This is a genomic window from Nostoc sp. DSM 114159, assembly GCF_053470285.1.
In genome coordinates, this window is the sequence record NZ_JBPFEH010000001.1 from 4,061,516 (window position 1) to 4,084,914 (window position 23,399).

13 protein-coding genes are annotated in these 23,399 nt (G+C 40.9%); 8 read left to right on the plus strand and 5 right to left on the minus strand.

Annotated features, from left to right (window positions below):
- Positions 1 to 136: 136 nt before the first annotated feature.
- Positions 137 to 1,444, plus strand: a complete 1,308-nt coding sequence (locus ACR5KR_RS16895) for a dihydroorotase (RefSeq protein WP_448267271.1) — start codon at positions 137 to 139, stop codon at positions 1,442 to 1,444.
- Positions 1,445 to 1,510: 66 nt separating this feature from the next.
- On the opposite strand, the gene ACR5KR_RS16900 is transcribed toward ACR5KR_RS16895, so the two are convergent.
- The 3 genes from ACR5KR_RS16900 to ACR5KR_RS16910 all read right to left on the minus strand — a co-directional run bounded on the left by ACR5KR_RS16900 (position 1,511) and on the right by ACR5KR_RS16910 (position 7,086).
- Positions 1,511 to 2,602, minus strand: a complete 1,092-nt coding sequence (locus ACR5KR_RS16900; RefSeq protein WP_445631359.1) for a hybrid sensor histidine kinase/response regulator — start codon at positions 2,600 to 2,602, stop codon at positions 1,511 to 1,513.
- Between the two features lie 255 nt (positions 2,603 to 2,857).
- A complete protein-coding gene (locus ACR5KR_RS16905; RefSeq protein WP_445631358.1) occupies positions 2,858 to 3,592 on the minus strand; it encodes a response regulator transcription factor in 735 nt (244 codons plus the stop codon).
- Between the two features lie 155 nt (positions 3,593 to 3,747).
- Positions 3,748 to 7,086 carry a PAS domain S-box protein gene (locus ACR5KR_RS16910; RefSeq protein ID WP_448267272.1) on the minus strand — a complete coding sequence of 1,113 codons (3,339 nt, stop codon included), beginning with the start codon at positions 7,084 to 7,086 and terminating at the stop codon, positions 3,748 to 3,750.
- A 1,218-nt stretch (positions 7,087 to 8,304) separates the two neighbouring features.
- Between ACR5KR_RS16910 and ACR5KR_RS16915 the strand changes: the two genes are divergently transcribed.
- Both ACR5KR_RS16915 and ACR5KR_RS16920 read left to right on the plus strand, forming a co-directional pair.
- Positions 8,305 to 14,121, plus strand: coding sequence for a PAS domain S-box protein (locus ACR5KR_RS16915; RefSeq protein WP_448267273.1), 5,817 nt, complete (start codon positions 8,305 to 8,307; stop codon positions 14,119 to 14,121).
- Between the two features lie 12 nt (positions 14,122 to 14,133).
- Positions 14,134 to 15,213: a hybrid sensor histidine kinase/response regulator gene (locus ACR5KR_RS16920; protein ID WP_448267274.1), complete on the plus strand. Its 1,080-nt coding sequence runs from the start codon at positions 14,134 to 14,136 to the stop codon at positions 15,211 to 15,213.
- A gap of 123 nt (positions 15,214 to 15,336) precedes the next feature.
- Here ACR5KR_RS16920 and ACR5KR_RS16925 read toward each other — a convergent pair whose 3' ends face one another.
- Both ACR5KR_RS16925 and ACR5KR_RS16930 read right to left on the minus strand, forming a co-directional pair.
- Positions 15,337 to 16,428: a DUF6745 domain-containing protein gene (locus ACR5KR_RS16925; RefSeq protein WP_448267275.1), complete on the minus strand. Its 1,092-nt coding sequence runs from the start codon at positions 16,426 to 16,428 to the stop codon at positions 15,337 to 15,339.
- Positions 16,415 to 16,708 carry a hypothetical protein gene (locus ACR5KR_RS16930; RefSeq protein WP_448267276.1) on the minus strand — a complete coding sequence of 98 codons (294 nt, stop codon included), beginning with the start codon at positions 16,706 to 16,708 and terminating at the stop codon, positions 16,415 to 16,417. The genes ACR5KR_RS16925 and ACR5KR_RS16930 overlap by 14 nt, the downstream gene beginning before the upstream one ends.
- Positions 16,709 to 16,907: 199 nt before the next feature.
- Here ACR5KR_RS16930 and ACR5KR_RS16935 point away from each other — a divergent pair, with 199 nt between their 5' ends.
- From ACR5KR_RS16935 to ACR5KR_RS16955, 5 genes are all read left to right on the plus strand, one after another.
- Complete coding sequence (locus tag ACR5KR_RS16935) at positions 16,908 to 18,029, plus strand: IS630 family transposase (protein WP_448265610.1); 1,122 nt, start codon at positions 16,908 to 16,910, stop codon at positions 18,027 to 18,029.
- A gap of 504 nt (positions 18,030 to 18,533) precedes the next feature.
- Positions 18,534 to 21,185 (plus strand): type I DNA topoisomerase, encoded by a 2,652-nt coding sequence (topA, locus tag ACR5KR_RS16940; protein ID WP_448267277.1) that lies wholly within the window; start codon positions 18,534 to 18,536, stop codon positions 21,183 to 21,185.
- A 402-nt stretch (positions 21,186 to 21,587) separates the two neighbouring features.
- Complete coding sequence (locus ACR5KR_RS16945) at positions 21,588 to 21,728, plus strand: hypothetical protein (RefSeq protein ID WP_445631350.1); 141 nt, start codon at positions 21,588 to 21,590, stop codon at positions 21,726 to 21,728.
- Positions 21,729 to 21,747: 19 nt separating this feature from the next.
- The gene (gene aroQ / locus ACR5KR_RS16950; RefSeq protein WP_448270233.1) at positions 21,748 to 22,197 is read left to right on the plus strand and encodes a type II 3-dehydroquinate dehydratase; all 450 of its coding nucleotides are present in this window, start codon (positions 21,748 to 21,750) and stop codon (positions 22,195 to 22,197) included.
- 127 nt (positions 22,198 to 22,324) lie between these two features.
- Positions 22,325 to 23,266 carry an ADP-ribosylglycohydrolase family protein gene (locus ACR5KR_RS16955; RefSeq protein WP_445631349.1) on the plus strand — a complete coding sequence of 314 codons (942 nt, stop codon included), beginning with the start codon at positions 22,325 to 22,327 and terminating at the stop codon, positions 23,264 to 23,266.
- Positions 23,267 to 23,399: the final 133 nt, after the last annotated feature.

Genomic DNA, 23,399 nt, shown 5'->3' on the forward strand with positions numbered 1-23,399 from the left:
AAATTAAAGTTTGTAGTAAGGACTTTAGTCCTATAATCCTTTCTTTGAGCGATGAATCACTCACTACGAACTAGGATTTTACTTTATGTTTAATTATGCCTACCTACTTAACTCCTAACTCATAACTAAAACTTTTATGATTGAACTGCTGCAAAAAGTACGAGTAATTGACCCTGTTTCTGAAATCGATGAACTCTTTGATGTACTGATTGCTGATGGTTATATCCGAGAAGTGGCTTCACACATTTCTGACATCAGTTCCGATACTCAAATCAGAGATTGTCAGGGATTAGTTCTCGGCCCTGGATTAGTTGATTTGTACAGCCACTCTGGTGAACCTGGCTTTGAAGAACGGGAAACCCTCTCGTCTTTCTTACAAGCTGCTGCTGCTGGCGGCTTTACTAGAGTTAGCATTTTACCCGATACATCCCCAGTTATTGATAACCCTGCGCTTGTGGCACAGTTGCAGAAGAGGAGAGGGGGGACAAGGGGACAAGGGGGACAAGGGGGACAAGGGGGCAACTTTTCTCCCTTGTCTTCTTCTCTTCCCCTGCTTCATATCTGGGGTGCGCTCACTGTAGATATTGCTGGGAAACAGATGACGGAATTGGCAGATTTAGCGTCTGCTGGAGTTGTTGGTTTTACTGATGGTAAGCCCTTAGAAAACTTAGCACTGGTGCGGGGAGTGTTAGAGTATCTCCAGCCATTGGGTAAACCAGTAGCATTTTGGCCTAGCGATCGCCAGTTAACAGCCAATGGTGTAATGAGAGAAGGGACAAATGCTCTGCGTTTTGGTTTACCTCCAATACCCGTCAGCGCTGAAACAACTGCGATCGCAGCTATGCTTGAATTGGTTGCAACCATCGGCACACCAGTTCATATCATGCGTGTCTCCACAGCTCGCAGCGTGGAATTAATTGCTTCAGCTAAAGCCGCTGGTTTACCCATCACCGCCAGCACCACCTGGATGCACCTTTTACTTGATACTAAAGCAGTTAAGAGTTATCACAGCAGCTTGCATTTAGATCCGCCTTTAGGTAATCCCAGTGATATGGCGGCGTTACGTACAGGGGTACGTGTGGGTGTAATCGATGCGATCGCTATCGATCACACACCCTACAGCTACGAAGAAAAAGTCCAAGCCTTTGCCGAAGCGCCTCCAGGAGCAATTGGTTTAGAATTAGCATTACCTCTTTTATGGCAATATTTGGTTGAAACTGAGGAATTTACAGCTTTAGAATTATGGCGGGCATTGAGTACCAATCCAGCAGAGTGTTTGGGAGAAAAAGTAAGTGCGATCGTACCTCATCAACCAGCGGAACTTACTTTATTTGATCCTCAGCAAACTTGGAAAGTTGAACGGAAAAGTCTTTATACACTTTCACAAAATACACCTTGGTTAGGACAACAGTTAAAGGGTCATGTTGTGCAAACCTGGTGTTAAAAAGCGCACTTAAAACCACTGAATATAACTTGGCTATTTTCTTGTGGTTATATTGGCAAGTACACCCTAGCAAGGCAAACTAACACTTACAATAGTTCCTTTCTCAGGAATGCTAGCGATTGTAAATTCACCACCATATAATTTAACTATATGCTGAACAATAGCCAGTCCTAAGCCAGAGCCTTGTTGCTCCCATAACTTTCGATTAAATTGTACAAAAGCTCCAATTTTGTTAATCTCTTCAATTGTCATCCCTTTGCCATTGTCAATTATATATAAATTAAATTTGCTACCTTCTATCTTACTCATAACTTGAATTTCACTGCTTGGCAAAGAAAATTTGAAAGAATTATCCAGTAATTCTTCAATCAGAATACTCAAGTTTTCTTCTGATAGTTGTACTGTAGATTCTTCGATATCTAACTTTAAATCTTTTGGTCTACAGTTTTCTTTAGCTTTTTTAAAAGCAATTTCAATAAGAATTTTTTCAGCAAAACATCTATCTTTTTTTTCTTTGAATTGACGAGTTTTTTCGAGACTTTTAGTTATTAACTCCAGATTACTATATAATAAAAATCTTTGAACTAGTACATTCAAGCGATTGGCGGATTTGTAAATTAATTCGGCAATTTCGACTTCTTCAGAGTCAGGCATGAACTCACAATTTTGTATTAACAACTGTGACATACCGAGAATACCATTTAAAGGCGTATTTAGTTCGTGAGGTAATGAGTGAGCAATATTCATTCTCAGTTCGTCTAGTTTGGCTTGAGCTTGGCGCTCAACCGAAGCGTGTTTATCAAGACGAGAAGCGATCGCATTGAGTAATTCTTCCGGAGTAAATGGTTTAGTCAAATAATCATCAGCTCCAAAATTCATTCCTTGACGAAAATCTGAACGCTCTGCCTTAGCAGTAACAAATATTAAAGGAATATTGATAGTTGCTTCATTTTGACGTAAAGCAGACAGTACGCTATAACCGTCTAGTTCAGGCATCATAATGTCACAGATAATTAAATCTGGTAATTTTGCTTGAGCAATTTCTAATCCAATCTTACCGTTTGCAGCTATCAAAGTTTCAAAATCAGAAAGTTGTAAAATTTCCTGAATATTTCCCCTGACTTGGGGTTCGTCTTCTATAATTAAAATTGTGTTCATTTATGATTAATAAAAATAAAAGTATCAGTTTTATATTATTGGTATAGCAATTTACGACCTAGTAAGATACGTTTCCAAAGCTACTAACCTTGGTTAACAAGATTTGGTATACTTCAGTTGCTTAGGAAACGCTATATCCACACAAAGCTTATCTTGCTAAACAAGAAAAATTAATTGTCAATAATACCGTATAATCATATTAATGATCTAAGTAAAAACGCCGATCTATTTCAATATATTTGTTGCGCAGATATACTATTTGCTATGGTTAAGCAAATTAAAATTTTGCAAAATATTGGCATTTTCTGGGGTTAATAATGCTTGTAAATTCTTCATTTCATTCAAAAACATCATTTCTCTAGCATACTCTTGTTGTAGGATACTCAAGTAGCGATCGCGCTCAACATCTGATTGAGCTTTTTTCAGCATATAGATTGCCATATTGATATTTGAAAGCGGATTGCCTAAATCTTGTAAAAGTTTTTGTAAAACCTCGTTACATATTTCTGCTAGGTGTTGGCTCTCTTGCAGTTTTTGTGAATTTATCTCTATCTCCTGCTTCAACTTGGTATTTTCTTGATGTTCTTGCTCGTATTGTTGTTTGATTAAAGCTGGTTTTTCTACTCGATCTAATCTGACCTGAATTGCCTTCAAAAGTTCGTCCATAGAGAAAGGTTTCGTCAGGTAATCATCGGCTCCTAATTCCATACCTTGGCGTAAGTCACCACGATCTACTTTTGCAGTCAGAAAAATTACTGGGATAAATTCAGTTACAGGATCTTGGCGTAAGGCCGTTAGCACACCGTAACCGTCAAGTTCAGGCATCATAACGTCACAACATATCAGGTCTGGTTGTTCTGTTTTAGCAAGTCGTAATCCTTCTAAACCATTATTTGCAGTAATAGTATTAAAATCAGAAAAACTTAAAATCTGTTGAATATTTGAACAGATTTGGACTTCATCTTCAATTATTAATATTTTTTTGTTCATTGGCTTCTTCAAATATTGATTTTTACTAGGCATTTTTGCGATATCTACAGACGCAGTAAATACAGTTGTTAAAACTAATTATTCAGATGAGAACTTGGATTTTACATTAGATTCCAAACAATCTCCCGCAGTTTATTATTCCCTAAAATTATTTACTAATAACACATTCGATATTTTTCATTGAGGAAGTCACTTATAATCAGTGGCAGTTCTACCCTAAAAGTCGTACCTACTCCGACCTGGCTAGTGAGAGTAATTCTTCCTCTATGAAGGTCTATACAGTTGTTGACTATTGCCAAACCTAATCCAGTTCCTGGCGTATTACCAACATTACTCGCTCGGTAGAATGGTTCAAATAAGTTCTGTTGATCCTCTGGTAAAATACCAATACCCTCATCTTGAATTAGAAAAACTGCGCTTTCATCTTGAACTAATAAATCAATTTGAACATTGCTACTATCTGGCGAGTATTTGACAGCATTTGAAAGCAAATTGCTCAAGATTTGTCGCAAAAGTTTCTTGTCTATACAAGCCATAAAGGGATCGTCTATTAATGAGTTCCCTAAATACTGAGGAAAAAAGGTTAGGGTATGTTTTGAAGAATTGAGTTGAATTTCTTCTACCAAAGAACGACAGAAATTAATTAAATTAATACAAGTTGGTTCAAATGCCAATTTTCCAGCTTCAGCCTTATTAATTAGCAAAATATCATCTAATAGTTGAGTAGTATGTTGCACATAAGTCTCAATGCATTGGAGATGTTTATGCTTTTGTTCTTCATCTAGTTTATGGCTAAAGCTTTTTAAGATTCCAGCAGAGGAAGCAATCACAGCTAAAGGAGTTCGGAACTCGTGGGAGGTCATAGAAATGAAACGAGATTTCAACTCACTGAGTTCTTTTTCTTTTACTAAAGCTTTACAAATATTTTCTTCAGCTTGTTTGCGCTCGCGTATATCTTTAACTACACCGATCGCATAAATTGGTTTGCCAATCGGATCTCGAATTAGAGATACCGTTAGATTTATCCAAATTACATTAGCATTTTTATGTAAATAACGCTTCTCAATGGAAAATGTTTCTATTTTTCCTGCTATTAATTGTTGCAATTTATTTAGATGGATTTGTATATCTTCTGGATGTGTGATATCTCTAAAGTTTTTTTGGAGGATTTCTTCTTGGCTATAGCCTAAAAATTCACATAACTTTTGATTAACTTTAACAAAATGTCCATCTAAAGTTTCTAGCTGAATTCCCACAGCTGCTTGATTAAAAATAGCTCTAAGTTCTGCCTCACTTTGTTGTAAGTCTAAAGTGCGTTGTTTAACCCTGATTTCTAAATCTTGATTGAGTTTTTGTAGAGCTTCTTGCGCTCGTTGTCTTTGCAGTTCAGCAGATGCTCTGGCTGCAAATACTTTGAGAATTCCTTCAAATTTATGTTGGTCAGGTATAGGTTTGTCATCTACTATGCATAGTGAGCCAATTGGTTGACCAAAATCATCACTTAAAATAACTCCCATAGAACTTTCAGCTTCCATAGCAGCTAATCTTTTCGCATTAGGAAAGAGTTGCTGAATTCTCGAACTACACTGGTAAAATCCTTGCTTGAGCAAAGTTTCACATATAGTTGATTTTGGGTCATAGCAAATATTGGGTTGTAACTGCCCATCAGACCAAAATCCTAAAGTGTGAGCTTGCTCATCAATTAACTCACTTACTAAAGTATTACGGACATCTAAAGTCGAAGAAATATGCTCAACTAATGCTGGAAAAAAGTCACGTCCAGTTGTAGAAGCTGTACTTTCTATTAAACTTTGTAAGGCTATTTCAGCTTGTTTGCGTTTTGTAACATCGATTCCGATGGCAACGGCGGCTGTGTTTTGTTGATATTTTTGAGCTACGAGCAAATAATTACATGTTTTACCATTAATTTGGACATCAATAACCTTAGAATCTGCTACATCTTGCCTATTTAAAAATTCATGCATAAATTCTGTAAATTGTGGGCTATTTTCCATAAAGCCCAATTCTTGACCAACAAAAGCATCAGGAGTCAAGTTAAAACTTTCAGCTAAATGGCGATTAACCCCTAAATAATATCCATCATCATTTACCCAAGAAACAAACCCAGGTAGTGCATCTAAAACCGTTTGTAATTGCTCTTTTGCTTGTTGTAGATTTTTTTCTGCTCGTTTATATTCTGTAATGTCCTCGGAAATACACAATAGGTATTCGGGTTGATGGTTTTTGTCATACAAAGGAATTTTAGTCATGTGTAAAATTCTTCTGCCAAAACTAGGACTGTCAATAGGTTCTTCAGAAATATCTTGAAGTACACCGCTAGCAAAACTTTCTAGGTCTTTTTGATAGAAAAAGTCTGCTTGTTCTTTCGAGAAGAATTCGTAATCTGTTTTGCCAATAGCCTGTTCTGCTGTAACACCAAAAATATTTTCGCAGGTATGATTCCAGAGCTTGACTGTCCCAAAACTTTCTGGTTTAGCATCTTTAACAAAGACGGCTACAGGCAGATTATTAATCATCGACTGTAAAAAGTTGCGAGTCTGTTGGAGTTCCTCTTGTGCTTTTCGGCTTTCAGTAATGTCAATGCCTGTACAAACAATATAATCAACTTGATTATTAGAGTTAAGTAAGACCTTATTTGACCAAGAAATTAAGCGGCGATCGCTATCTTTAGTAACTAAAGAAGTTTCGTAACGTTGAGGGAATTCTCTCTCGGCTAAATTTTGAAAAATATCTTTGATACATTTTGTTGTTTCAGGTAACAGCAGCACATCCCAAACACATTTTCCTTTAACTTCATCGAATGCGTAACCTGTAGCTTGTTCGCAAGTATGATTAAAGCGAACAACTTTTCCGTGGCAATCTAGTACTATAACTAAAGCGTCTGCTAGATTCAAAACGGTAGAAACAAAATTACGCTCCAATCGCAGTTCTGCCTCAATTTTTTGGCGTTCTACAAGTTTAACTCGTGTATGATTGTAAAGTTCGGCTTGTAGAATAGAAACTGCCAGTAGACTAGTGGGAGTAACTAATCCAATTAACTCTTCTCGATCTCCAATAATAGGCAGGTGGCAAATTCGATTTTTTCTTAGCAAATGTAAAGCAGTAAAAACATCTTTAAAATCTTTTAGCTTCAATGTTATTAACTCTCTGGTCATCACTTGGGCAACACTGATACCCTCTATATTTTGACCTTGGGCTGTCAGCTTAATTAAATCTCGTTGCGTAATTATCCCCACCAAATGCGAGTTTTCTAGAACTAAAACACAACTGGTGGCTTGAGATGTGTTGCTACCTATATCTTTACCAGGATTAGGTAAATAATTGCTATGCTTGATTGGCAAACTATCATGATTAGCTGATGCTTGATTGATTAATGCAATCACATCTGGAAGCATAATTTCAGAGCTAACAACAAGCGGATGACGAATGATAGTCTGTTGTAAATTATCAGAGATGAGAGAGTTAATGAACATTATGTATATATGCTTGAAATGGAATTATATTTAATCAAAAGGTAAATAATATTTTACTTATATTTAATGAAAAAACATCAGTGTTTTCTATGATTTTTTTATTGCTATAAAAATTTATATTGTTTTTAATAGTTTTTATTTGTTATGAAAGATGTTTTGGTTTTTTACTGGGTTGAGTTATGAATTGTTACTTGATGTAAAAAAATAACGATCTTTAAGGTAGATGCAGCTTAAGTGTAATCCAAGTAATTAGAAGTCAACTTTAAAACATAGGATTATGTTCATAATCCCAACACTTGTTATCTCGCCAGGTTCTACTACTGAATTGACAGTCAAACTTATTCTCAATCCAGGGAATTGATGTAGGATTAGCATCTGAAGATGAAATTATCAAACTAATTGAAGACAATACATAAGAGGTGATAATAAAACTAGAGCTTCCTAGAATAATTAAACCTACTAGTAAAAACACAATGTTAACAGGATTCAATTTGTGATTTACAGCTTGTTTAAGGTCTAATTTATGCTGTAACTGACGCTCTACACCTGATAGTGACATTAGGTTAAAACTCCTTTTGGAATTGTACTTAAACTGGAAATTTTCAAGAGAATGAACTGGTTACAAACAAATGTTTTCTAGTAATTATTGTTTGTAATAGTTTTAGTATTCAAAATTTAAATGAAAATGTAATCGAGGAAAAACAGGATTTTTTTTCTAATGAAATTGAGAGTATTTACTTGAATGGCTATTTGTGATTCCTGAATAAATACTGAGTCGCAACTCTAGCTCATCCGTAGGATAGAGGAGATTTTCTAGAAGAATGGTAAGGAACAAGCCAATAAAACCGATGATGTGAAACTTTAAAACAATCTGGCTGATGGTAAAAATCACTGCAAAACAGAGGTTTGAGTGTTACTTTTGCGGCTGTTAATTGATGAATTTTGAAGACCGCAAATTTACTGAATCTCTGAGGAGGTGTTTAAGTAAAACTGCGAAGCCATTCGTTTATAACACCTAATCGTAAAGCGATTAAAATGCCAAAATTTTAAGGTATTTGGGCAAAATATCGCGCTAAAGGGCAATATAAAAATATCTCAGGTATTTTGCCTGTTCTATGTTTTTCTTGTCCAAGCGTGATTTGATTTACATCAAGCAATTAAGACGATGATATCGAGCTATAATTTTTTGAAACGCGATCGCGTTTGTATTTTTAACTTATGAGTTATCCTCCTTGCCTCACAATCCTGCTGATTGATGATTGCGCTGAAGATCGGGAAGTATATCGTCGCTTTTTGAAGCAAGACAGCCTGTATAGCTACCGCTTTTTGGAATTTGAAACGCTAACGCCAGCACTGAAATGGTGTCAACAGGAGATTCCAGATATCATTTTGCTAGATTTCGCGTTGCCTGATGGGGATGGACTGAAGTTTATTCAGCAGTTTTGGGAATGTCATAGCAATACTCAAACTGCTGTGATTCTGCTAACAGGACAAGGGGATGAAATCATCGCTGTTCGTGCGATGAAAAGTGGTGTGCAAGATTATCTGGTTAAAAATAAACTCACACTTGAAGTTCTTCAAGGTGCAATTCATCATGCCATTGAACGGATGGATTTGGCTCGGCAGTTAGAACAAAGTCGGGAACAACAACAACTGATTGCTGCGATCGCCTTACGGATTCGTCAGTCTCTGAAACTAGAAGAGATTCTGCGTACCACAGCTACAGAAGTACGGCAGTTTCTCAAAGCAGACCGAGTAGTGGTCTATCAATTTCAGCCGGATATGAGCGGTACAATTGTCGCAGAATCAGTGCTTCCTGGTTGGACAGTGGCTCTGGGAAAGCAGATTATAGACACCTGCTTTCACAAGAAAGCCAGAAGTGACTATCGTCAAGGGAAAAAACGAGCAATCGACGATATTCATCAGGCTGGTTTAACAAATTGTCATTTGCAGCTTCTAGAAAAATTTGAAGTCAAAGCCAATCTGGTAGTACCTATTTTGGTCAAAGAGCAATTATGGGGATTATTAATTGCTCACCAATGTAGTGCGCCTCGTCATTGGCAATCAGTAGAACTAGATTTGTTGGATCGACTAGCGGTGCAAATAGCGATCGCCATTCAACAAGGAAGTGCATATCAGCAATTACAGGCAGAACTAGCAGAACGCCAACGGACAGAAGCAGCGCTAAAAGCTAGCGAAGAGAAACTCAAGCTTACTCTGAGTTTTGCTGGTATTGGCTATTGGGAGTGGAACCCAATCATCAATCAAATATTTGCTAGCGAGAATGCAATTCGCTGTTTTGGTTCCGATCTGAGTGATGTGAACTGGACTTATGAAAAGTGGCGGGGTCAAGTCCATCCAGAGGATCGAGAATGGGTTGAGCCGCAACTGAGGCAAGCGATCGCTACCCAAACCGATTATGCTGTGGAATATCGAGTTGTCTGGCAAGATGGCAGCATTCATTGGGTATCGGCAAAAGGACGCGGAGTTTACGACGCAACCGGAAAACTGCTGCGGATGCTGGGCGTGCTGATAGATATTACAGAACGCAAGTTCTCAGAAAAGGAGCGGCGGCGGGCCCAAATGCTGCGAATTGAATTACGTCTTCTGGAGCAAATTCTCAAAGTCGGCCTAGCAGGTTACTGGGACTGGGATATTCAGGGCAATCAAGAGTACTTGAGCTTAACCTTCAAGCAGATGTTAGGCTACGAAGATTGGGAATTGCTAAATACACCACACAGCTGGCAACACCTGATTTTTCCAGAGGATTTACCGGGTGTTCTAGAACTTTTTGAGCAACACGTCCAAAGTCGCGGACAAATCCCCTTTTACAATGAGGTGAGATATCGACATAAAAATGGTTCTACCGTTTGGGTCATTTGTTCCGGTCGCGTCATTGCGTGGGATCGAGACGGCAATCCCCTGCGGATGATTGGTTGCCATATTGATATTACACAACGCAAACAGGCAGAAGCTCAATTGTTAGCGATCGCTAATTTGCAACAAGCCATTTTAGATGGTACTGACTATGCCATTATTTCTAATAACTCGAATGGCATCCAAACCTTTAACGCAGCTGCTCAGAAAATGTTGGGCTACACAGCAGATGAAGTTGTTCGGCAAATAAATCCAACTACATTTCACGACCCAGAGGAACTCAAGCAACGAGCAGCAGAACTCTCGTTGAAATTGGGTAGGGAAATTGCACCTGGTAGAGAATTTTTTACTATCGTCACTCAAGACGGAAGCACTTATGAAAACGAATGGACTTACATTCGTAAAGATGGCTCTCGATTCCCTGTATTTCTGTCAGTAAAAATTCTCCAGGATCTAAAAGGAAACAATATCGGATTTTTGGGTATTGCCAAAGATATTACCCAGCAAAAACAAATAGAGACAGCCCTTCGAGACAGCGAACTCCGTTATGCAAATTTGGCAGAAGCGGCTCCTGTAGCTATTTTCCGACTGGATGCCTTTGGTAACTGCATCTATGCTAACGATCGCTGGAGTGAGATGACTGGTAGACCAACACAGGCAGCATTGGGGATAGGTTGGTTACAGGCTTTGCACCCAGAAGATGCCGAGCGTTTGGGGAGGGAATGGTCTTTGAAATTTGAGCAAGAACGTGTTAACCCAAGGGAATTTTATCAGAGTGAGGGCAGACATCTACGCCCAGATGGCAGCATTAACTGGTTCTATGTCCAAGTGCTACCCGAAATTAACGCCAACGACACCATTATTGGCTACATCGGCACACTGACAGATATCAGCGAACAGCAAGCCGCACTGCGCGAACGCAAGCAAGCAGAAGAACAGTTGCATCACCTCTCCGAACGGCTAACCATAGCTATCAGCTCTGGAGGATTTGGTATTTGGGAATATGATTTCGTCCAAGCAAGGCAGATTTGGGACGATCGAATGTACGAACTGTATGGAGTGAGCAACACTGATTTTGACGGTTCTTTTGATGCTTGGTTAAACTGCCTGCACCCAGACGATCGCCCTTATATGTTGGAAACTATAGAGCAAGTTCTGCAAGGAAAGCAAGAATATAATGTCGAGTTCCGCATCGTTCAACCAAGTGGAGAAATTCGTTATCTTAAAGGCTACGGCATTCTCAAGCGTGCCCAACAGGGTGAACCTGTACAGATGATTGGGGTTAACTATGATATCAGCGAACGCAAACAAGCCGAAGAGGAACTCATCCACAATCGGGATTTGCGAGAAGCAATTTTTAACGAATCTGCCGATGCCATCTTTCTAGTCGATCCGCAAACCCTGCTCACCCTAGATTGCAATCGGCGGGCAGTAGAAATGTTTGAGGCGGTTGACAACGCTGAATTGGTCGATATCAATGGGCAGACACTCCAGTTGCGGCCATTCACTACCAACGAAACGGATGCGATCGTCAGAGATATGCACTCAAAAGGTTTCTGGAGCCTAGAGATTGAATATATTACTCTTCAGGGTAAGATTTTCTGGGGAAACATTGCAGCCAAGCCGATTACTGTAGCCGGACGCACCATGAATCTAGTTAGGATAACTGATATCAGCGAACGGAAAGAAGCACAAGAGGCATTGGCGAAATATGCCCATGAGGTCGAAGATTTATACAATAATGCTCCCTGTGGCTATCATTCCCTCGATAGCGAAGGCCGATTGCTTAAGGTAAACGAGACTGAACTGCAATGGTTGGGTTATACCCGTGAGGAAATGATTGGTCAACCCGTGCTGAATTTTTTCACCCAAGCAAGTGGCTTGTCCTTTGCGCAAAACTATCCTCACTTCAAAAAGCAGGGTTCGGTGAAGGATTTGGAACTTGACATGATTTGTAAAGATGGCACAGTTTTCCCAGTGCTGGTAAGCGCTACTGCTGTCAAGGATGCAGAGGGTAACTATCTATACAGCCGCACCACCCTGTTTGATATCCGCGAACGCAAACAGACCGCGCAAGAACTGGAAGAATCACGTAAAATGCTGCAAACTGTACTAGATACATTTCCGCAACGTGTTTTCTGGAAAGACCGCCAATCGCGCTTTCTCGGCTGCAATCCAGCATTTATCCGCCATTCTCAACTGACAATTGATGAAATTATCGGCAAGACCGATTTTGAATTACCTTGGGCCAAGTTAGCACACCTCTACTGTGCAGACGATGCGATGGTGATGAACACCCAAACACCTAAACTAGGCTATGAGGAGCCATTTGAAGGGGCTAATGGCGAACAACTCTGGCTACGAACTAATAAAATTCCCCTGACTAATAGCGCCAAAGAGGTGATTGGCGTACTGGTATCTCATGAAGATATCACAGAACGCAAACAAGCCGAAGCACAATTACGGCATACAAATGAGCAGCTTGCTAACGCCAATATGGAACTTGCCCGCGCTACTCGCCTCAAAGACGAATTTCTCGCCAACATGAGCCATGAACTGCGAACACCTCTGAATGCGATTTTGGGTATGTCAGAAGGCTTACAAGAAAGTGTATTCGGCTCCATTAATGAAAGACAAGCAAAAGCGATCGCCACTATTGAGTGCAGTGGCAGACATTTACTAGAACTAATCAATGACATTCTAGATTTGTCTAAAATCGAATCTGGCAAACTGGAACTGCAACCAAGTGATGTTTCTGTTAGGAGCCTTTGTGATACCAGCCTTGCCTTTGTCAAACAGATGGCTTTGAAAAAAAGCATTCGTCTTAGTACTCATATTTATGACAATATTGACAGCATCCAAGTAGACGATCGCCGCCTGCGTCAAGTACTGATCAACCTGTTAAGTAACGCTGTCAAGTTTACGCCAGAACGGGGATCTGTAACGCTAGAAGTCAGGCTGGAGGAGGCAGAGGGGCAGGTGGTCACTGAGCGTAGCCGAAGTGGGAGCAGGGGAGCAGGGGAAGTAAATTCTTCCTTGTCTTCCTTGTCTTCCTTGTCTTCCTTGTCTTCCTCATCCCCCTCATCTTCCCCAAATCTCTGCTTCCATATCACTGACACCGGCATCGGTATCGCCCCTGAAGAAATTGGCAAGCTGTTTCAGCCTTTTATCCAGCTTGACAGCAGCCTTAACCGCCAGTACAGTGGCACTGGTTTAGGTTTGGCACTGGTACAAAAGATTATTACCCTACATGGAGGAACAGTCTTAGTTAGCAGTGAAGTTGGAAAGGGAAGTTGTTTTACCGTTCGCATTCCCTATCGTACCAGCGATAATTTTCTCAGGAAGCAGGTAACTACTTCATTACCCAGCTATCCCTTAATTGCTGAAAATGCTCAAGTTGTGATCGTTGAAGATTCTGTGGCCGCGGCCGATCAGATTACTCGTTACTTGCGCGAGATGGGAATGCAATCCATTATCTATTCTCAAGGTGAAGGAGCCGTAGAAGAGGTGTTGCGAGTTCAACCTGCTCTAATCATTCTCGATCTGCAACTACCAAACCTATCGGGTTGGGAGGTGCTAAATCAACTCAAGACCAACCCAAAAACTAAAGATATTCCAACGATCATCATTTCAGTTGTGGATGAACATAGCAAAGGACTAGCTCAAGGAGCGTTTGAATATCTGGTCAAACCCATTACCCGCGCTCAACTTCAGGTAACTATAGAGAAACTACAACAGCCTGCCCGTTCTAACTCGCCAAATTTAATTGTATTGCCAGAAGTCTTTTTGGAAACTCCTTTGATTTTGTTGGCAGAAGATAATCAAGCAAATATTGATACGATGTCCGGCTATCTTGAAAGTCGAGGGTATCATCTCATTTTGGCAAACAATGGACAACAAGCTATCGATCTTGTGGGAGTTCAACGCCCTGACTTAATTGTGATGGACATTCAAATGCCGGGAATGGATGGGTTAGAAGCCATCCGCCGCATCCGTAACGATCGCCAATTTGTGCATATTCCCATAATTGCACTAACGGCATTAGCTATGCCCGGCGATCGCGAAACAAGTTTCGCAGCTGGAGCTAACGAATATTTGACCAAACCCGTAAAACTTAAACAGCTTGTAACTACAATTCAACAATTTTTAGGAAGGTAGCGGAAATTCTCGATGGATAGTCAACTCTCTATTTTAGTAATTGATGATGAACCCGATAATTTTGATGTAATTGAAACCTTGCTGGATGGTGAAAACTACCAGCTATACTACGCTCCTAGTGGTCAACAAGCTCTAAACCGCCTCGACAGTTTTCAACCCGATCTGATTTTATTAGATGTGATGATGCCCGATCTCGATGGGATGGAAGTTTGCCGACGCATCAAAGCCAATCCACAATGGCAAGCAGTGCCGATTATTATGGTGACAGCATTAACCGATAAAGAAGATTTGGCTCGATGTCTGGCGACGGGTGCAGATGACTTTATTAGTAAACCCGTCAATGGTGTGGAATTACGAGCTAGAGTTCATTCCATGTTGCGGATTAAACAGCAATACGACAATATGCAAGTATTGCTAAAACTGCGAGAAGATATGGTAAATATGATTGTGCACGATCTGCGAAATCCACTTACCAGTATTGTTTTAGGCGCAGAAATTCTACGGTTGTCAGGTTTGTCATTTGAACAGCATCAAAGAAAAGTCGATCAAATTTTAGTTGCTGGACAACAATTACAATTGTTGATCGATAGTTTGCTGATCGTGGCAAAGCTGGAATCTGGGAAAATGGTTCTCAATTATACAGAAGTAGACCTTTGTACGCTGTGTATGTCAGCATTGGCAGATATTGAGGCGATCGCTAATCAAAAGAATCTGACTCTGATACGCGAACTACCCGAACCTGGTGGTATTGTTGCAATAGATGCAGTTCTCTTTCGTCGAGTGCTGGATAATTTGCTCTCCAATGCCATTAAGTTCTCCCCGTACAAGTCTCAAGTCACCCTACGGGGAGAGTATTTAGTAGCAGGCGGTGTAAAAGTGCAAGTCGCTGATTCTGGTTCGGGAGTAAGTCTGGAGTTACGACAAATCATTTTCGAGAAGTATGAAATTGGAACTTCCATACCAGAAGTTTCGCAAATTGGTTTAGGATTGGCTTTCTGCAAAATGGCGATCGAGGCACATTCCGGTACGATTACCATCGAAGATAATTATCCAAATGGTAGTATCTTCACTGTATTACTCAAAAATGAATAATTAACTCTCAAGTTACTGCATTTAAGAATTACAGTATGCCCTTTCTGCTAAGGTGACATCTAGCATGAATAGATTGTCATTACCTTTTTGAACAATTTCTAAATCGGCAAGTCCTTTAAGTAATTATGTTTGTACACCAAATTCTTCTGGATCTACATCCCAATTTACCCAGCTAATTGCTTCACGCGCTGAGTTCATATTCGGTGGAACTCGCAAGGCATGAATAAAGCTTGTGCTAGGGCAAGTCATTTTTAATAAATAAATCGGCTCGATATCCACATTGTTATCAATTTTTAATAGTGTATATTCTTGCCAATTATCTAATTCAATAGCTTGCAATTCTTCGCAAATTCTAGCGTAACCGATACCCTGAATTAGTACTCGTCGTAGTTCGGCATTTTCTTCTGTTAAAATCCATTGAGATTGCCATTGCTGCGGGTGGATTTTACCGTATTTTTCAGGCAAGGTTACACCGTGGTATGAGTACAGGCTATATCCATCAATAAATTCAATCGCGGGTTCGCCTTCAGCGTGGAGGCGATTTTGATTATCGAAGCGTAGGTGAAGGGGGCGATCGCATATTATACAAATATCATCATACGCAAACAACCAACCACATTCTTGAATTAAAGATTGAAATACTTTCCATTCCTGTTGAGGATGATCGATGTTCAAAACAGATATGCAAAAATCATATCCGTCCATCCAATTACCGTGATTTTCAAGTCTAAAGGAGTTATGAAGGTAAACTTCAATTAGCCACGAATGATCCTCTAGTTGCTCGTTTACTTGAGTACAAAATTTTTCAATTAAGTCATTAAATATTTCATGATTTACCAGAGTATCTGCCATACCAGAGAAGTATTTATAAAATTGTTTATATAATAATTTTTTGCCAAGCTGTTCATGAAGTTTTCTCGAAAGTTCTTGAAAGATATGAGGCGAAAATAAGCTGTCTAAACTCTTTGGTTCATTGAGGTAACTGTCTACAAATTGAGGTGATAGTTTTAGCATCCAGTTGCAAGCTGCATAAGGACTGTCGTGAAAAAGGATTTCAGGTTGTTCATAGTCAATTGCAATATAAGCAGCTTTTACAATTTCTGCCGCTTTTTCTTTATCAATCCGCTCAGTTGAAAGCGCGATCGCTCGCCACTTTTCCCGATAAACTGGAATCAAAGCCTCTTGCTCAGGTGTTAACTTTTCAATCAGCGACATAACGCCAACCTTCAGGCTCGTATTCCCGTTGAATTTTCACCATCCAGTCACCTTGGGGAATAGAAATAGCTTTATGCTCCTCATGAGCTAGCAACGCCGACTCTGAAATAACACGTAAATAAAGTGTGCCATCTTTTTCAGATAATTCCGCCTTGCCCTCAGTAATCTGATGCTTATGACCTGTAACTTCGCCTTCTGCCAAAGTTAAATGAGGTATTTTTTGTCCTTCAACCTGCTGCACAGGTAGTAAGATAACATCACCCTGACGAATTGCTTGCATGGTTTTGCTTTCCTGACATAAGTATAAATGCTATTTCGCTTTTGCTCTCAAGTTTGATTTAATTTTGGCACAAGCTCTATTAGAGTGGGGCATTGGGGAGGCAGTGCGGTGAGGCAGCCCCCGTCTTGGCGGTTCCCGTCGATAAGCTAATCGGCACGTAAGTTGCATAATAAGAAGATGAAGCCGTTCAAAAGCAAGTATGCCACCAGCAGCCAAAAACTTTTTAACGCCAGAACAAATCACCAAGCTACAGGAAGCTCTAAAAGAAAGTGACTTACCACACGTTAGAGAAAGAATTTTAATTATACTGCTACAGAATGATGGAAAACCACAACACGAGATTGCTAAATTTTTAGGTTGTTCGCACAGAACAGTAGCATATTGGTGTATGCATGGAGATCCCGATGATTTAGAAACTTTACATAATAAAAGAGAATACGAACATTATCGAAAAGCCACCCCTGAATATGTTGAACTGTTATTAAAAACTGTTGATACAGAACCATCGACGTTAGGGTATGAATTTGGGAAATGGACGGCAGAGCGACTAGCTACATATTTAACCGAAAAAACAGGAATTGATTTAAGTAGTTCTCAAGTTAGGAGGATATTAAAGAGAAAAAAGTATAGTTATATCTGGTCTAAATATGACCTGGAAGATAAACAAAACCCAATCGAAAGAGCCAAGTTCAAGGAGAAACTTGCTCAATATCTATCAATCGCACGAGAGCAGCCAGAGCGTTTACAGGTATGGTTTTGGGACGAGAGTGGTTTTAGTCTACGTGTGATTCGACGCAAGAATTGGGGTAAAAAAGGAAAGCGCAAGAATGTTCCAGGGCAACGACGTTGTGGAGGTGTCAATGTGATGGGAGCAATCCGAGAATTAGACCGAAAACGGGTATGCTTCTTCGTCAAAAAAGGTAATGCAGATATTTTTTACGAGCAATTAGAACAATTAAATGAATTAATCAAACAGGAGTGGGTAAATCAAGGTAACTGTTCTGAAAATTTTGCTAAGTATGGGCCAAAAATTATTTTGATTTTAGATAATGCTAGTTTTCATAAACGCAAAGATGTTCTAGCTAAAATATCTGAACAGTTTCCGAATTTTGTTTTAGAGTTCTTGCCATCTTACAGCCCTGATTACAACATTATCGAGTTAGTCTGGCACTCATGTAAGGAATATATTGCTCATCGGTTATTTAAATCAGTAGATGAGTTAAAATCACTACTAGATAAGTTGTTGAATCAAGGCGAGTTAGTCATTAAGTGGCATCGGAAAATCAAAAACAAAGGTAATGTCAGTTATATTGCAGCTTAAATGCCGATTAGCTTAGCGCAGCGTAAAGCCTTCGGCATGGCTTCGCTTAGAGCGAGTCCTTGATCGTCTGGGGGACTGCCTTTCCCGTTGGGTCTTGGGGTCTCCCCAAGTGGAGCAACTGCCGTCATTGGGCATTGGGCATTGGTAAATTCAATAATAATTATTCTTCCCTTGCTCCCCCTGCTTTCTCATCTCCCATTCCCCATGCTTTATGCCCTATGCCCTATGCCCAATTCCCAATTAAAGGATATTTTGAAAACTATAGTCGCCAATTATGCGTTAGATAAGTTAAAGATTGAAATAGCTGGAAATTCAAACCCAGCGTATCCTCATTTATTCTCTGGGACAGACTGAGCATTAAGTTCAGCGGATTTTTTCCCAAACAGGTAGTTTATGTGAGGATTAAATCACCGCCCTAAGCGTGACCATTTATCTTGACAATTTGTAAAAGTTACCTCAATTTGACTGTTTAGCTTAGTAGCTCTTGTTTTTATTGAAATTTCCATGTCAACTCTCGTCATCGTCGAATCTCCAACAAAAGCTCGTACCATTCGCAACTACCTGCCATCAGGCTATCGGGTGGAGGCGTCTATGGGTCATGTGCGTGACCTACCCCAGTCGGCTAGTGAAATTCCCCCTGCCGTCAAAGGAGAATCATGGGCGCAGCTAGGAGTAAATGTGGACGCCGACTTTGAACCGGTATATGTTGTCCCGAAAGACAAAAAGAAAATTGTTACCCAGCTCAAAGATGCCCTCAAGGATGTAGATGAACTGATTCTGGCAACGGACGAAGACCGGGAAGGTGAAAGCATTAGTTGGCATTTATACCAACTGCTGAAGCCGAAAGTTCCGACTAAGCGGATGGTGTTTCACGAAATTACCCAAGAGGCGATCAAAAAAGCTCTGAAAGACTGCCGCAATATTGATGAGCAGTTGGTTCGCGCTCAAGAAACCCGACGGATTTTAGATCGGCTGGTGGGCTATACCCTATCTCCCTTGCTATGGAAAAAAATCGCCTGGGGATTATCTGCTGGGCGAGTACAATCTGTAGCTGTGCGACTTTTAGTCACTAAGGAACGCCAACGCCGCGCTTTCCGTGAGGGTACGTACTGGGATTTGAAAGCTAGTTTGTCAAAGGAAAAAACCCCCTTTGCTGCCCAGTTGGTAACACTGGGAGGAACCAAAATTGCTAACGGCAGCGATTTTGATGCCGCAACCGGACAAATTACCGCAGGTCGTAATGTCTTGTTGCTCAACGAAGAACAAGCGGTAGCCCTTAAAGAACGCTTAACTGGGAAAACCTGGAATGTTAACGACATCGAAGAACGCCCAGTGACGCGCAAACCGTCGCCACCGTTCACCACCTCGACACTGCAACAAGAATCTAACCGGAAACTGCGTCTCTCAGCCCGTGACACGATGCGGGTTGCCCAGAATTTGTACGAGCAAGGGTATATTACCTATATGCGAACAGATTCGGTGCATTTGTCAGACCAGGCGATCGCAGCTGCTCGCAGTTGTGTAGAAAAGCTCTACGGTCAACAATACCTCAGTCCCCAACCCCGGCAATACACCACCAAATCCAAAGGCGCACAAGAGGCACACGAAGCAATTCGTCCAGCGGGTAGCACCTTCCGCACCCCCCAAGAAACTGGTTTGGGCGGTCGGGAACTTGCCGTTTACGATTTGATTTGGAAGCGGACTGTTGCTTGTCAAATGGCTGATTCCCGGCAAACTCAAATTACCGTGCAATTGCAAGTCGAGGATGCTGGATTCCGTTCTTCTGGCAAACGGATTGAATTTCCTGGATACTTACGTGCCTACGTTGAAGGTTCAGATGACCCAGAAGCAGCACTGGAAGACCAGGAAGTAATTTTACCAAATCTAAAAGTAGGCGATCGTCCTGATTGTACAGAGCTAGAAGCAGTTGGGCACGAAACCCAACCGCCAGCTAGGTACACCGAAGCTTCTTTAGTGAAAACATTAGAAAGCGAAGGTATCGGTCGTCCCAGTACCTACGCCAGCATCATTGGCACAATCATCGATAAGGGTTATGCCCATTTGGTGACTAACGCTCTCATTCCCACCTTCACCGCTTTCGCCGTCACCGACTTGCTGGAAAAACATTTCCCGGATGTTGTCGATCCCAGTTTTACCTCGAAGATGGAGCAAACCCTGGATGACATTGCCACAGGTGAAGCGAAATGGCTACCCTACTTGCAGCAATTCTATCTGGGAGACAAAGGACTGGAAACACTGGTAAAAGAGCAGGAAAGCCAGATTGATGCCACCAAAGCTAGGACTGTAGAACTAGAAAATTTAGATGCCAAAGTCCGCATTGGGAAATATGGCCCCTACATTGAAGTCGAAAACGGTGAGGGGGTTATCACCGCCTCCATTCCCAAAGACCTAACACCAGCCGACCTCGACCCCAAACAGGTAGAAGTATTGCTGCGGCAAAAAATCACAGGCCCTGACCAGGTAGGCCGCCATCCCGAAACTGGCGAACCGATTTATGTAAAAATTGGTGCTTATGGGCCTTATGTGCAATTGGGTGACAAAACCGACGAAAACCCCAAACCGAAACAAGCCTCCCTACCCAAAGGTGTTACCCCAGAAACCGTTACCCTGGAAATGGCTGTTGGTCTATTGGCACTACCCCGGACATTAGGAGTTCATCCAGTTACTGGCGGCAAAATCCAAGCAAGTTTGGGACGCTTTGGCCCTTATGTGGTTCATGACCAGGGTAAGGAGGGGAAAGACTATCGCTCCCTGAAAGCTGCTGACAATGTATTGACAATTAACCTAGAGCGTGCATTAGAACTGTTATCCGAACCGAAAAAGGGGCGCAGTTCCACCAACAGCAAGTCAAAGGCAGCTTTACGCGAATTGGGTACGCATCCAGAAGATGGAGAAACAATTAACATCTACGATGGCCCCTATGGTCCTTACATCAAGCATGGCAAAACTAATGTCAGTATCCCAGAAGGTCAAACGGTAGAAGATGTAACCCTAGCGGTGGCGCTGAACTTGTTGGCAGCTAAGACATCGACAGGAAAATCGACTCGCAAAACGAGTAAATCAACGACTTCCAAATCTAAGTCAACTGCGAAATCATCAACAACCGCTGCCAAGAAAAAGGGTACAGAAAACTAGTGGTAAGTCAAACAATTTTGGATTTTAGATTTACGCTAGTGTAGCATTAGCGACAAAGGCGTGTCTTTGAGATTTATTTCGCCCATAACGGGCAAGACATGAATCTCAAAATTCTCTTAATCCAAAATCTAAAATCTAAAATTCCTACTCAATAGTCTATCTAAAGTCCGATTTTTAACTCTTGACCCTTGATATCCATCCTTGATAGGATACAGTTCATTAGGTTCAAGTGTGATACTCTAAAAAGTAAGGGAAAACACAACGCTAAATTTTAGAAGTGGCTTATGTCCCAAATGCGGGATTGTGTATCAGCCCGATTGGAAGCCAGAGGTGCGAAAGTATGTTTTTTTCTGCGTACCTGTTAATCAAAAATTGAGGTAGTATCTCAGGAGCGGTCAGTTCATGGACTATATAGAAAAGGTGCTGGAAAAGCTTAAGGAATTAGCTCGTAGGTTAATTGAAAGCCTATTAGGGCCAGAGGCTGAACCGGAACCGGAACTGATTCCGATTCCTGTGAACGATCGCTCTCGGCGTCGCCAGTAACCCCACAGTGGTATCGACGTTGCAATCCTTAAGTATTCTGGCACTGCATGGGCCAAACTTAAATTTGCTAGGACAGCGAGAACCAGGAATTTATGGTTCGGTGACACTAGCTGAAATTAACCGCCTGTTAGAAGAAGAAGCATTCAAATTACAGGCGAAAGTTTTTCCTTTGCAGTCAAATCATGAAGGAATTTTGGTAGATAGTATTCATGGCGCGTTAGGGCAACATCAGGGAATTCTGATTAATGCAGGAGCATACACCCACACAAGTGTGGCCTTGCGAGATGCGATCGCTGCTGTTAACTTGCCCACAGTGGAAGTACATCTGAGTAATATTTACCGCCGGGAAGAATTTCGCCATCATTCTTATATCGCCCCAGTTGCGATCGGGCAAATAAGTGGTTTTGGGGTTCAAAGTTACTTATTGGGCTTACAAGCTTTGATAAATCATTTAAGAGTTAGGAGTTAGGAGTTAGGAGTTAGGAGTTGGGAATTAGTAGTAGAGACGCGATTAATCGCGTCTATACAAGAGTTAGGAATTAGCAATCTCTCATTAACTCCTCACTCCTCACTACTCACTTTTAACTATATAATTCATGCGTTACTCTCCTATAAGTCGGTTTAAAGGAACTTTACTCGGAGCAATCCTGGGAGGAAGTTTAGCTTCTGGTGGTAAAGTACAGTTTGAGAGTTCCCTAGATTTAGGTAAAATGGCGATTCTGGGTATCCAGAGTTTGATTGCCTTGGGTAGATTAGATTTAGATAATTGGATAGAGCGTCAGCAAGAAGAATCTCCTCATTTAGTAGTAACTGATGACATCTCGATAAAAATAATTATTGCCACATTACCAGTAGCCCTCTTTTTCCACGAAAATCCGATTAAGCTGCGACAAAACTTGTTGCGTGTGCTGAAAATCTGGGAGGATGACCCAGTAATCAGGGATGGAACACTAGCAGTAGGATATGCGATCGCTCTTGCCCTAACTGAAAAACTTGACCCTCTAACTCTTATCCCACAAACAATTTCTTTTATCGGAGAAACACCGACATCAATCCCAAAAAAATTATTAAGAGTCCAGAATTTATTAGAGCAAGGAGCCGGATTATCAACGACCCAAGCTGAGTTTGCTAAGGAAGAAAAACTTAGTAACACTATTGCTATGGCATTTTACTGCTTTTTGAGTACCTTAGAAGACTTTCGCCTGACAGTTTTACAGGCTACTCACAATCGCAATTCTCAACAAGATGCTACGCTTCTAAATTCACAGGCTACAGGTGCAATTACTGGTGCTTTGTCGGGAGCATATAACGGCATAGGCGGAATTCCCGTAAATTGGCAAGTCTTGCTCTTGCAGAGGAATTCTCCAGTATGGGGACTAACTAGCTTTTCTCAAGTGTTAGAATTGACCGATGCATTTGTAGGGGTATGGTCAGGAGTGTATAATCTTACCTTAAACCCAAAAGAGTTAACAGAGGAGGGATGTGAAATGGCTTTGCTTTCAGTTTACGCAGCTCCTCGCGTTATTCGGTCGCGTTAATCTTAAATTAACCAGATAAGGGGTTAAAGCTAGGCAAACTTCCGCCACAGTTGTATTAATTTCATATACTAGTATTTTTCAGTAAACCCTTGGACTGATTCTGTAGCTAACTATTGTGGTAAATCAGCAATAA

Excerpts from the sequence above, each read along its gene's own strand:
- ACR5KR_RS16905 (WP_445631358.1), bottom strand. The coding sequence starts at position 3,592 with ATGAACAAAAAAATATTAATAATTGAAGATGAAGTCCAAATCTGTTCA.
- ACR5KR_RS16895 (WP_448267271.1), top strand. The coding sequence starts at position 137 with ATGATTGAACTGCTGCAAAAAGTACGAGTAATTGACCCTGTTTCTGAA.
- ACR5KR_RS16900 (WP_445631359.1), bottom strand. The coding sequence starts at position 2,602 with ATGAACACAATTTTAATTATAGAAGACGAACCCCAAGTCAGGGGAAAT.
- ACR5KR_RS16925 (WP_448267275.1), bottom strand. The coding sequence starts at position 16,428 with ATGTCGCTGATTGAAAAGTTAACACCTGAGCAAGAGGCTTTGATTCCA.
- ACR5KR_RS16935 (WP_448265610.1), top strand. The coding sequence starts at position 16,908 with ATGCCACCAGCAGCCAAAAACTTTTTAACGCCAGAACAAATCACCAAG.
- ACR5KR_RS16910 (WP_448267272.1), bottom strand. The coding sequence starts at position 7,086 with ATGTTCATTAACTCTCTCATCTCTGATAATTTACAACAGACTATCATT.
- ACR5KR_RS16920 (WP_448267274.1), top strand. The coding sequence starts at position 14,134 with ATGGATAGTCAACTCTCTATTTTAGTAATTGATGATGAACCCGATAAT.
- ACR5KR_RS16945 (WP_445631350.1), top strand. The coding sequence starts at position 21,588 with ATGGACTATATAGAAAAGGTGCTGGAAAAGCTTAAGGAATTAGCTCGT.
- topA (WP_448267277.1), top strand. The coding sequence starts at position 18,534 with ATGTCAACTCTCGTCATCGTCGAATCTCCAACAAAAGCTCGTACCATT.
- ACR5KR_RS16930 (WP_448267276.1), bottom strand. The coding sequence starts at position 16,708 with ATGCAAGCAATTCGTCAGGGTGATGTTATCTTACTACCTGTGCAGCAG.
- ACR5KR_RS16955 (WP_445631349.1), top strand. The coding sequence starts at position 22,325 with ATGCGTTACTCTCCTATAAGTCGGTTTAAAGGAACTTTACTCGGAGCA.
- ACR5KR_RS16915 (WP_448267273.1), top strand. The coding sequence starts at position 8,305 with ATGAGTTATCCTCCTTGCCTCACAATCCTGCTGATTGATGATTGCGCT.